The sequence below is a fragment of the Proteiniclasticum sp. genome (assembly GCF_003514505.1).
In the GTDB taxonomy this organism is placed as follows: domain Bacteria; phylum Bacillota; class Clostridia; order Clostridiales; family Clostridiaceae; genus Proteiniclasticum.
On the sequence record NZ_DOPX01000022.1, the window covers coordinates 37828 to 48860 of the forward strand.

The window sequence follows — 11033 nt, forward strand, 5'->3', positions numbered from 1 at the left end:
GCAAGTAAAGCGGATAGTCATCACGAGTGTATAAATACAGATGAAAAAATGAACATGGCGAGTTAAATTTTTATCATGGATTTCTAAATTTGTACATAAATTTTTCATATGATGCAGATCAAACTGTCAACTATCCACAGGATAAAGTTCTCCCGGGAAGGGAAGAAGAGAGGCTCCCTTGAACTCCTGTAGAGGGTGACATAGAATGGGGATATAGAAATAGAAGAGCTTTGGTTGTTGCTTTCTGGTGAAATAGGGTGTTGCCACATATCCAATATGTTATTTCTTTGACGATCACGGAGGATGAGAAAGATGAAAAGAAACAAGAGCATCAGAGTCTTTCTGGGGATTCTTCTGACTGCCTTTCTGCTGATTCCGAGCGGACTGTCCATTAAAGCGGAGGACCATTCAGAGCCTTCCGAAGAGGCACCCCCAGCGGCTGTGCTGGAAGAAGCATCCGTAGAAGAAGCGCCAGTGGTGGTAGAAGAGAAGGAAATGCTGCCAGTGGAGGAAACAGAACCTGCAGCAGAACTGCCACAAGAAGAGATGGAAGAACAACTGCCTGAAGAAGTGGTGAAAGAAGAGGAAACGTTGCCTCCTGTAGAGGCTCAAGAACCACCACCTCCTTCAGAGGAAAAGGAGCAAGTGGAGCTGCCTATTGAGGAGGTTCCAGTAGAAGAGAGTAAGGAGGATCTTCCTGAGGAGAAGACGCCTGTACCTGTATTAGAGAAGACCCTGGATCTTTCCACCTATCATGGGGATCTGGGTGCCCTGAACTTTATGCAGTACATGGAATGGATGAAGTATTTCTGTATGGGGCTGGACCTGCCTGACGATGGTTCACATCCCCTGGGGTTTCTTGCAGGCATCGTAGAACTTCTAGGGATCGATCCTTTGGAGATGCTGAATGAGAACCTTAAAATGCTGACCATTAAAAAACACTGGTATGACGGGGAGGACCCATTAAGACCACATTATGTCGTTGCAACGCTTCTTGCCAACGGAGAAACCGCTGCATACCTGCCTTTACTAAAAGGAACAGGCTATGAGCTTCAGCTGTATCTGCCCAGTAAAGATCAGGATGGAAATGCCATCACCTATACGGTGGAGGAAGAAGTGCCCCACGGATACATCGGTATTGTAGAGAAGGACGGAAACACCTTCCATCTGCATAACCACAAAGCCATGATGCTTTCTGTGGAGAAAATCTGGATGGAGGATGTGGAGGAAATCAGACCAGCATCCATCACCTATGAAGTGCTGGCAAATGGCGCTGTTTATGGCGAAGAACGGATGCTGTCAGAAGAAGAGAACTGGAAAGAAGCATTTCTTGTCCCTCAATATGATGAAGAGGGAGAGATCAGTTACTCGCTGAAAGAAGAGCCCTTGGAAGGCTATGTCACCACCTATGAAGAAGGTATGCCTGTGGAAGCTGCAAGGACCATGGAAGGAGAAGAAGACTGCGAGCACTATAAGACCCTTTCCATGAAGATCGTGAATACCTTCACCAATGAGAAAGAGATTACCGTCAAGAAGGTCTGGGTGGATGAGTCTCTGGAAATGAGACCACAGACCCTGGAGATCATGCTTCATCAGGATGGAGAGCACTATGAGACCCTGATCATGGCAGGACCAGATTGGGAAGAGAAGAGAACCGTTCCTGTGTATGATATGGAGACCTTTGAGAAGCATCTTTATGAGGTCATGGAAGAGGAAGTGCCTGAAGGCTATGAAGCTTCTGTGGAGGGCATGACGGTCACGAACAAATGGATCGGCATCATCGAGTATGTCACCATCTCCGGTGAGAAAACCTGGATGGATGATGGAGAAGACAGGCCAGAATCTATTACGGTGCATCTCATGGATGGCGATAGGACGGTGGACACCAAAACCGTGAAAGAGGTGGAAGGCAGCTGGACCTACAGCTTCAAAGCACCGAAGTATGACAGCGAGGAGAATCCCATCAGCTACACGGTGAAAGAGGAACCTGTTCCTGGATATGAGACCCTTCAGGGCGAAGGATATGATCTCATCAACAGAAGAGCAGAACTTATCGACATCTCTGGGGAAAAGACCTGGGATGACTTAAGAGGAAGACCAGCCTCCATTACAGTAGCGCTCTACCGCGGTGAGGAGAAGATGGAGGAGAAGACGGTCACGAAGAACGAAGAAGACAAATGGCTCTACACCTTTGAGGATGTGCCTGGGTTTGACGACATGGGCATGCCATACAGCTACAGCGTGAAAGAGAACTATCTCATGGGCTATGATGTGGAATACAGCGGTTATAACATCAAGAACATTCAGCAGAGAGCAACCCTGAGGATTCTGAAGGTCAATGACATCAATCAGCCGCTTTCCGGAGCTGTTTTTGAAGTGCGTACTTCACAAGGAGAGGTCCTTGGCACTCTGACTACTGGCGAAGATGGTACAGCCACCATGATGCTGCCTCTTGGCATTTATAGAGTGGTGGAGATCAAAGCACCCGCTGGCTATGAGCTGGGAAACATCAACCGCATGGTGATTCTCTTTAACAAGAATCAGACAGTCACCACTGAAATTGTCAATGAATTTGGCGAAATTGAGGATGTGGATCCACTGCCACTGCCTGAGGACGATGACACCAACAGTCTTCCACAGACAGGAGAAGCCTCCAGCAGTGCATTCTATGTGCTGGGACTGTTCAGCCTCATGGTGGGCAGCCAGGCATTGAGACGGAGGAAAGAAAGATAAGGAAAATCAGAAGTGAGAACCGCTCACTTCTGTAAATATCATGAGCTACAAAGAGAAAGAGCCTCCAGTTGTTGGAGGCTCTTTCCGTTGTGGTTTTAGGATAGCCGAAGACCAGGGTTTTTCAGAAGTCTTGCAGCAAGGCTTGCGCCGAAGAAAGACCAGAGAAGATCCATGGGAAGAAACACCAGTGCGCCAAACTTTATGGCTGCCCCAAGGGGCATTCTGCTGCCTCCAGTAAGGAGATGGGACAGAAGATAAAGATGGGTGACACCCATGGTGTAGATCACAATGACTCCAAGAATGGAGAAGAGGAAAAGACTGAAGATGTCTTTTTTCTTGGTCAGGTCCCGAAGGCTTCCCACGATAAAGGCTGCTGCGATGAAGCCCATGAGGTAGCCAAAGGTAGGGGTAAGGACATAGCCAATGCCGCCTCCTCCGGTGAAGATGGGAAGGCCCAGAAGACCCAGAAGCACGTACAGTCCCTGGGATATGGCCGCTTTTTTGCCGAGTAAAAGTGCGGACAGCAGCACAAACACCGTCTGCAGGGATACAGGAACCGCACCGATGGGGATTTTGATGAATGCCCCCACGGCGGTGAGTACCGTGAAAAGGGGAAGCAGGGTCAGTTCTTTTGTGGTGAGAAATGGTTGTCTGGTCTTTGTGATCATGTTTGATCTCCTTTTCTAATGCTGATTTCTCCGGAGTGGAGGGTGAGGTAGGAGCCTTCAGACTCCACCAGAAGATGTCCTTCTGACGTGAGGTCTTTCAGGATGCCCATCCGCAGCTTCTTATCGTAGAGGAAGGTGATTTCTTTGCCTATATACAGCAGATGCTCTTTATAAGCGGCGAGAAGTGCATTTGGATTTTCTTTTGTGAGAAGAAGATTCTTCTCCAGGTGGAAAAGAACAGTTCTGGCCACTTCCTGCCTCACGTAGGTGCGTCCTGTCTCCATGAAGAGAGAGGTGGCGATGTCTTCCAGCTCCTTTGGAAAACTTCCCGTGTTGACGTTGATGCCTATGCCAAGAATGAGGCTGGAGAGGGTTCCGGTTTCCATTTCCAGGGTGCCTTCTGTTAAGATGCCAGCGAGTTTTTTTCCTTCATAATAAATATCGTTGACCCATTTGATGGAGAGAGAAAGCCCGGACACTTCTGAAAGGGCATCCCGTACGGAAAGGGCGCAGGCGATGGTGGCGTAGGAGGGATTGTAACGTGGAAGATCTTCGATCTTCAGAAGTGAGAAATACAGTCCTCCGGGGTCTTCCGAAAAGAAGCTTCTTCCCAGACGCCCCCTGCCCTTGGTCTGCTTTTTGGCAAAGACCAGAGTGTTGTTTTTCTTTCCGTCGCTTTCTTTCAGATAGGTGTTGGTGGATGGAACTTCTTCCAACACTTCCACACGGTAGGTGGGCGATGTTCCTAAAGCTTGCAGAAGACCGCTGACGGATAAGACATCACTCTCCTTCAAGAGGGTGTAGCCTTTGTTCTTTATAGATTCAATATGGTGTCCTTCTTCTTTTAACAGCTGTATGGCTTTCCACACAGCATTTCGGGATACACCCAGTGCATCCTTCAGATCGTTTCCTGGCAGAATCTCTCCACGGTTTTCCTCCAGCAGCTTCAACAGCTCGTCTTTCACCATCACGTTCACCTCATTTTGTTTTTTTACAGTTCTCAGTATAGTGGGAAGTATTCTTTGAGTCAACCAATAAAATTAAAGTGGTTGACTCAAAAACAGTGAAAGAACAGAAATTCTTCAAAGAGGGAGACCAGGTGGCCAGTTGACAGAAAAGGGGATATTTGCTAATATACCCCTATAGGGTATTTAAGAAAGGAGAATAGTATCATGAAAAAGGTAACTGTTTATACCACACCCACCTGCGGATGGTGCCACAGAGTGAAGGCCTATCTCAAAGAGAAGGGCGTTTCTTTTGAAGAGAAAGATGTGTCCAGAGACCGGGAAGCGGCCATGGAGATGATTCAGAAAACAAATCAGATGGGCGTTCCAGTGCTGGATATTGGCGGAGCCATGATTGTAGGCTTTGACAAAGAACGGATCAATTACTTTTTGGGCGTATAAGTCTGATACAAAACCTACTGAGGACTCAGGAGGTTTACTTTTTTTTCTCGTGCATACTCTCTGGAAATCAATGGGAAATGGGGCTTTTTAGGTGAAATGAAGGCGTAAGGTGCTTGACAGGAGCGTCTTATCTGTAGTATTCTATCTTTGGTAATTTTTTAACAAATCCGGGTGAACCCTGCGCTTTCCCTTGACACCAGCAGGACGGTTTTCTTTTTATAGAGGAGACGGTGCGGTGGCCATAGAAAGCTGTGAGTCAGTAGCAATGGTTTTTGCTAAATCATTCCATAGAAATAAGGCTTCCTTGCTGGGATCGGTGGATCCGCAGTGAGGAAGCCTTATTTTGTTTGATCCATTTCATTTTATGGTAAGGAGAGGGGCAAGAAGTAGGAGAAGCTATAGGACCACACGTAAAACAAACTCTCCATCTTTTGCAAGAAACTGGCAGTTGCCTCGGAGCTTTTCTGTCACATGGCGGATGCTTCTCGTGCCAAGACCATGGCCTTCCACCGCAGTACTGGGCATGCCATCTTCCAGTTCCACGGGATTGATGTACGGGTTCTTGATAGAGAGCAGAAGCTTCTCGTCTTTCATTTTGAGGCTTAAGGAAATCTGGCGCTCTTCCAGAGGCAGAGCGGATACTGCGTGGATGGCATTTTCCAGTCCGTTGGAGAGGATGGAAGTGAAGTCCACATCAGAAAAAGGGAGCTTTTCCGGAAGCTCGATGGTGTGCTTGAACTGGATGCTCTCTTCCCTGATTTTGGATTCATAGGAGGAAAGGATCATATTGACAATCTCATTTTCACAGAACTTCATCCGGGCGGTCTTATCGGACAAAGCCATGACTTCTTTTATGTACTCCTTGGCTTTTTCGGGTTCCTCTTGATCAATGAAGGAAGAGATGCTTGTGAGAAAATGTCTCATGTCATGGCGAAGAAGGGCCACCGCATATTCAGAGCGCTTCATGGATTCGATCTCTTTCTCGAACTGGTCTCTTTTCATATGCATCAGGTGGGTATGGTGTTCTGCTTCTATTTTTTCTTCATACTCTTTGAAGTAGACCAAGCTGAAGATGAGATAGGCTACGCAGAGTACAAAGGGCATGAACTCCAGAATCACAAGAGATCCGCTGTAGAGGAGATCAGTATAGACCGTGGCGGTATAATCAAAGAGGTAGTAGGATACAGGAAGAATGCTAAAGATGACGATGGTCTTCCTGGATTTTGTCAAGATGACGGACAGAGTTTCTGCAAAGTACCGGATGATGATGAGTCCGAGGAGCAGTGTGGCTATGGTGCGGAACCCGTACTCCACATAAAGCTCTCCTGATAAAGCATAGGTCAGAATACCCAGCCATTTACTCAGCTGGCAGCATAGATAGGCTGAAGTGATGGCGTAGATGCTGTGCAGAACGTTCTTTTTATAATAGAAGACAAAAAAGAGCAGGTTCGGCAGATGGGTGTGAAAAGGGTAGACTCTTTGGGCGCTTCGGAGCCCTCCATCAAAATAGAACAGAAGCTGTACCACGTTGATGCCAAGGCATAGAAGGGAGAGGATCAGAATGTTCTTTTTTGTGAAGGGGATGCTGAGAATGGCTGCGGAGACAAAGATGCCAAAGACAAGCAGAGAGCTGGAGTTCAGCATTCCTAGGATAAATTCTAACAATTCATATCCACCATCCTTCACTGGTCCTGAAACATCAGGGCAAAATAGGTATCCTGAAAGGGCTTCCCGTACCCTCTTGCAATGGGAATCTGTCGTCCGGATTTTGTGCTAAGCTCCACACTGCTGAAATGCTGGACGTTTTTGAGATTCACCAGATAACTCCTGTGGCACTTAAAGAAGCCTTTGCTGTCCGGAAGTTCTCTTTCAAAAGTATGAAGAGGCTGAAGCACCTCCAGACACTCAGAGTTTGAGAGATAGAAAAGAACCCGCTTGTTCTGGGCTTCCAGGTACTCAATGTCATGGAGATAGATTCTACGGTATCCCCCTGGGGTTTTCAAAGTGAGGCTGTCGGGCTCTTTATATAGAAGAGCCACACATTCTTCAAGGACCTGCTGCATCTTATCGTAGGACAGGGGCTTTATGAGGTAATCCAGTGCCCGCACGGAATAAGAACTGAGGGCAAACTCTGGAGAAGAGGTGAGAAAGATGATCTTCACAGATTTATCCAGAAGCCTGAGCTCTTTGGCAGTGTCCATGCCGCTGAGAAGAGGCATCACAATATCCAGGAAAATAATATCGTAGCGTGAGATTCTGTGTTTTGCCAGAAGAGCATCTCCGTGGTCAAAACAGTCCAGTTCCATGGGGATGCTGGCAGTGCGGGACCATTCTCTCAGGAGCTTTTCCGTGGTTTCCAAGTAGACTGTTTCATCATCACATAGAGCGATTTTAAGCATCGGAGTCTCTCCTTTTTCTAGAATTGATGAAATCTTAACATATGTAGCCACCTTTTTCAATTGCTGCAGAGGATGTGCAGAGGCATTGGAAAGAAAAAACCGTGAAAATAAGCTTGTGATTATAGTGAGAAGCGTCATAGACAAAGATGTTTCCACTCTGATGCAGTTCGCGCCGTTTTTGATGCATTTCACGAAGTGGCGATTTTTAGAAGAGGTTTCTATTTTAAAATAATAACAGGGAGATGTATAGGAGTTGCTGCCTGTATATCATCTTTAAAACAAACCGAAACAAGGAGAGAACCATCGGATGAGTAGGCAGACAATAAAGAGAGCATTTTTAAGTACAAGTCTTGGGGCGGTTTTCTGTTTGATTCTTCTTCTGTCAGGGCTTTTCAAGGAGCCGGTTTTTTCCTGGAGTTTTCCTTCTGAATCTGAAGTGTCAGAAAGTCAGAGGAAGGAAGCAGAGATGGCACCTACAAAAATTCCTGTGGAGCATGCCTCATCTTTTGAGGACGCCACCATAGCCCACAGCATCTTGCCCTGGACTACTGGAAACAGCAGTGTGAAGTCCTGGGTCCTGCTGGTTCTTTTTGTCTTTATGAATCTGACCCTCCTTTACCGAGATGACAAGAAACAGAGGAATCGCAAGAAGAAGAAAAATGCAGCAGCGATTTTCATAGACTCAGATTTAGTTTCAGAAAAATAAAAACAAAAGCGTGATAAATTGCCGGAAGGCTTTTTCTGAAATCGGATAAATCAAACCATGTCCGTTTGTTCTACCGGTCTGGCTGATGATGGACACCGAGAAGGGGTCCTCTTTCAGTGCTGATGCAGAGAATTCATGTGAAGCAATTAAGAAAACGCCTCCTGCCGGAGATGCTGCACATTCGTGCAATTGTGCATGCGATCTGGAAGAAGCTTTAAGATTTGGGAAACCTTGTTAAAAGTCTTCGGTCAGGCGTCAGTGATGTACTGCAAAGGAACTTGAAAGCAGCCAGAGTTAGACAGATGGATCCAGTAGAATGCACAGGGAAGTATACCTGTGAATCATAACCCATGAAGCCCTTCTGAGGAATCGGAAGGGCTTCATGCTTTTTGTGGTTTGTGTCATGACCTCTTCACGTGATTAAGAAGGCATGTTGTGCCTGCTATGCCAGATTCTGGGAGTGTTTATACTGTTATGCAGAAAAAGTGCATAAAAAACTGCATATGCAGTTTTAGAGACAGATGATCTCATCGATGAACCCTCGGTATTTTCAGATAATTTCCCTGTATCTGTGAGATTTGTTTATGAAAACGCTTAAAGATTTAGATATTCCCAATAAATTGCCACTATTGTTTGTAATGGATGAAAATTCACGTAAATGTATATTTATGAAATTTACTGTGCTATAATCAAGACTGTTCAATCAAAACGTGATGGAAATGAAAGGAAGTATGAAATATGAAAAAAGCAAAATATGTAGCACTGGCACTTTCTCTTTTACTGGTAACAGGCGTCCTGGCTGGATGCGGGGATAAAAATACAGGAGAAGGCGGGCAGACTGTTCTTAAAATCGGTACGGATCCAACTTATCCTCCTTTTGAGTTCACCAATGACAAGAACGAGCTCATCGGATTTGACATTGATCTGGCCAATGCCCTTGGAGAAAAGCTGGGGATGGAAGTGGAGTTTGTGCCCACAGCCTTTGACGGCATCTTCACCGGTATGAACTCAGGCGCTTATGATGTCATTATGGCTGCTGTGAGCATGACCCCTAAGAGACTGGAGACCATGCTGTTCAGTAAGCCTTACCTTGCCAATGGACAGGTCATCTTAAATAGAAAAGAAGATGCGGTTCTTTCTTCTTTGGAAGATCTGAAGGACCTTAATGTGGGTGTTCAGCTGGGCACCACTGCGGATACTGCTACTGCGAAGTATTCTGAGGAAGTGGGCTTTGAAGTGACCAAGTATGACGAGATCATTCAGACCTTCTCCGCCATGAAAGCGGGACACGTGGATGCCATTGCTGTGGATTATGCCGTTGCCATCGAGTATGTGGCCAATGAGCCTGAAAGCTACCAGATTTCTCCAGTGATGCTGACCAATGAGCCCATCGCTGTAGCCATCAAGAAGGACAACACCGTTCTTCAGGAGAAGATCAATGCTGCACTTCTGGAGCTGAAGGAAGAAGGAAAACTGAAAGAGCTTTCTGAGAAGTGGATGGGTGGAGATTACACCTCCAACATCGACGAAGAGCTCAATGTTGTAGAATAAGTTTATAGATTGGAAGGAGACTTAGTACATTGCTTACACAAGAACAGGTCCTTGGTATAGTAGAAGGGACACAGAGAACCCTCCTCATTGCAGGAGTTTCGGTCCTCTTTGGGATTCTTCTGGGCATTGTCATCGCGCTTTTCAAAATTTCCAGGAGCAAGGCTTTAAACGGCCTTGCCTGGTTTTATGTCTGGATTTTTAGAGGAACGCCGATGCTCATGCAGCTTTTTGTTTTTTATTATGCACTGCCGCTGTTCACTTATGATGTCTTTGGCGTCAGTTTGAGAATCCCTGCACTTTTGGCAGCCTTCATCGCTTTCTCTTTAAATTCTGCGGCTTATCTTTCTGAGATTTTCCGAGGTGCCATCCAGAGCATTGACAAAGGACAGATGGAAGCGGCAAAGGCTCTTGGCATGTCTTATTATCAGGCCATGTTCAAGATCATCATTCCCCAAAGCTACAGAAGACTCATTCCGCCTCTGGGCAATGAGCTCATCACTTTGGTGAAGGACACCTCTCTTGTGGCGTCCATTTCTTTATTTGATCTTCTACGGACCGTACAGGTCATGAACAACTCTTCGGGAGAATGGGTGTACTTCATCTATGCCGGTGTCATCTATCTTTTCGTGACCTCCATCATCCAGCTGGTCTTTGACAAGCTGGAGAAGAAGTACTCGGTCTATGAATAGGGGAGGAAAGGAAGCGCTATGATTAAACTAAAAAATGTACATAAGTCTTTTGGAGACCTGGAGGTTTTGAAAGGCATCAACCTGACGGTGGAAGAAGGAGAAGTGGTCTGCATCATCGGTCCTTCCGGATCCGGCAAAAGCACCATGCTACGCTGCATGAATCAGCTGGAGACCATCACATCCGGAAAGGTGTTCATCGGATTCAACCTCATCAGCCATATGGAGGAAGGGGAGGATCTTCTGAAGCTTTCCGAAAAAGAAGCGTCAAAGCTCCGCACAAACCTTGGTATGGTGTTCCAGAGGTTCAATCTTTTCCCGCACCTCACGGTGCTTCAGAACCTCACCATCGCTCCTGCTCTTGTAAAAGGTCTTTCGGAGAAAGATCTGGTGAGGAAGGCGGAAGACCTTCTTAGAAGTGTCGGTCTCTATGAGAAGAAGGATGAGTATCCCAATAAGCTCTCAGGCGGTCAGCAGCAGAGAGTGGCCATTGCCAGAGCTCTGGCCATGGATCCCACCATCATGCTTTTTGATGAGCCCACTTCAGCTTTAGACCCTGAACTTGTGGGAGAAGTGCTGGAAGTTATGAAGAAGCTTGCAGAAGGGGGCATGACCATGGTGGTAGTTACCCACGAAATGGGCTTTGCCAGAGAAGTGGCATCCAGAGTCATCTTCATGGATGAAGGCCAGATTGTGGAAGAAGGCACACCAGAGGAGATTTTTGACCATCCGAAGATGGACAGAACCAAAGCGTTCCTCAATAAAGTGTTATAAAGCATTACAGTAGAAGAAGCGGATGTTTCCAAAGTGATTTTGGAAACATCCGCTTCTTTTTTCTGTCCGTTCAGGCTGAATCTGTTATATTGACACTCCCACAGCTAAAG

General features: G+C 46.4%; 10 protein-coding genes. 6 read left to right on the plus strand and 4 right to left on the minus strand.

The features are described from left to right. The first annotated feature begins 312 nt into the window (after positions 1–312). Positions 313–2733 (plus strand): Cna B-type domain-containing protein, encoded by a 2421-nt coding sequence (locus DEF30_RS07245; protein ID WP_294097701.1) that lies wholly within the window; start codon positions 313–315, stop codon positions 2731–2733. 95 nt (positions 2734–2828) lie between these two features. On the opposite strand, the gene DEF30_RS07250 is transcribed toward DEF30_RS07245, so the two are convergent. Then, entirely contained in the window at positions 2829–3401 is a 573-nt protein-coding gene (locus DEF30_RS07250) for a biotin transporter BioY (protein WP_294097703.1), read from the minus strand. Then, positions 3398–4369, minus strand: coding sequence for a biotin--[acetyl-CoA-carboxylase] ligase (locus tag DEF30_RS07255; RefSeq protein WP_294097720.1), 972 nt, complete (start codon positions 4367–4369; stop codon positions 3398–3400). The genes DEF30_RS07250 and DEF30_RS07255 overlap by 4 nt, the downstream gene beginning before the upstream one ends. Before the next feature lie 204 nt (positions 4370–4573). On the opposite strand from DEF30_RS07255, the gene DEF30_RS07260 reads away from it, so the two are divergent. Next, on the plus strand, positions 4574–4807 hold the full coding sequence (locus DEF30_RS07260; protein ID WP_294097705.1) for a glutaredoxin family protein: 234 nt from the start codon (positions 4574–4576) through the stop codon (positions 4805–4807). Between the two features lie 396 nt (positions 4808–5203). Here DEF30_RS07260 and DEF30_RS07265 read toward each other — a convergent pair whose 3' ends face one another. Both DEF30_RS07265 and DEF30_RS07270 read right to left on the minus strand, forming a co-directional pair. Further along, positions 5204–6472 (minus strand): GHKL domain-containing protein, encoded by a 1269-nt coding sequence (locus DEF30_RS07265; protein ID WP_294097707.1) that lies wholly within the window; start codon positions 6470–6472, stop codon positions 5204–5206. Positions 6473–6489: 17 nt separating this feature from the next. Beyond that, positions 6490–7206 carry a LytTR family DNA-binding domain-containing protein gene (locus DEF30_RS07270; RefSeq protein WP_294097709.1) on the minus strand — a complete coding sequence of 239 codons (717 nt, stop codon included), beginning with the start codon at positions 7204–7206 and terminating at the stop codon, positions 6490–6492. A 307-nt stretch (positions 7207–7513) separates the two neighbouring features. Between DEF30_RS07270 and DEF30_RS07275 the strand changes: the two genes are divergently transcribed. From DEF30_RS07275 to DEF30_RS07290, 4 genes are all read left to right on the plus strand, one after another. Then, entirely contained in the window at positions 7514–7912 is a 399-nt protein-coding gene (locus tag DEF30_RS07275) for a hypothetical protein (protein ID WP_294097712.1), read from the plus strand. A gap of 738 nt (positions 7913–8650) precedes the next feature. Continuing rightward, positions 8651–9463 (plus strand): ABC transporter substrate-binding protein, encoded by an 813-nt coding sequence (locus tag DEF30_RS07280; protein ID WP_294097714.1) that lies wholly within the window; start codon positions 8651–8653, stop codon positions 9461–9463. 29 nt (positions 9464–9492) lie between these two features. After that, the gene (locus DEF30_RS07285; RefSeq protein WP_074911294.1) at positions 9493–10152 is read left to right on the plus strand and encodes an amino acid ABC transporter permease; all 660 of its coding nucleotides are present in this window, start codon (positions 9493–9495) and stop codon (positions 10150–10152) included. Between the two features lie 18 nt (positions 10153–10170). Next, entirely contained in the window at positions 10171–10923 is a 753-nt protein-coding gene (locus DEF30_RS07290; RefSeq protein WP_074911296.1) for an amino acid ABC transporter ATP-binding protein, read from the plus strand. Positions 10924–11033: the final 110 nt, after the last annotated feature.

Coding starts and splice junctions, on each gene's coding strand:
- DEF30_RS07270 (WP_294097709.1), bottom strand. CDS start 7,206: ATGCTTAAAATCGCTCTATGTGATGATGAAACAGTCTACTTGGAAACC.
- DEF30_RS07290 (WP_074911296.1), top strand. CDS start 10,171: ATGATTAAACTAAAAAATGTACATAAGTCTTTTGGAGACCTGGAGGTT.
- DEF30_RS07275 (WP_294097712.1), top strand. CDS start 7,514: ATGAGTAGGCAGACAATAAAGAGAGCATTTTTAAGTACAAGTCTTGGG.
- DEF30_RS07250 (WP_294097703.1), bottom strand. CDS start 3,401: ATGATCACAAAGACCAGACAACCATTTCTCACCACAAAAGAACTGACC.
- DEF30_RS07255 (WP_294097720.1), bottom strand. CDS start 4,369: ATGGTGAAAGACGAGCTGTTGAAGCTGCTGGAGGAAAACCGTGGAGAG.
- DEF30_RS07260 (WP_294097705.1), top strand. CDS start 4,574: ATGAAAAAGGTAACTGTTTATACCACACCCACCTGCGGATGGTGCCAC.
- DEF30_RS07280 (WP_294097714.1), top strand. CDS start 8,651: ATGAAAAAAGCAAAATATGTAGCACTGGCACTTTCTCTTTTACTGGTA.
- DEF30_RS07245 (WP_294097701.1), top strand. CDS start 313: ATGAAAAGAAACAAGAGCATCAGAGTCTTTCTGGGGATTCTTCTGACT.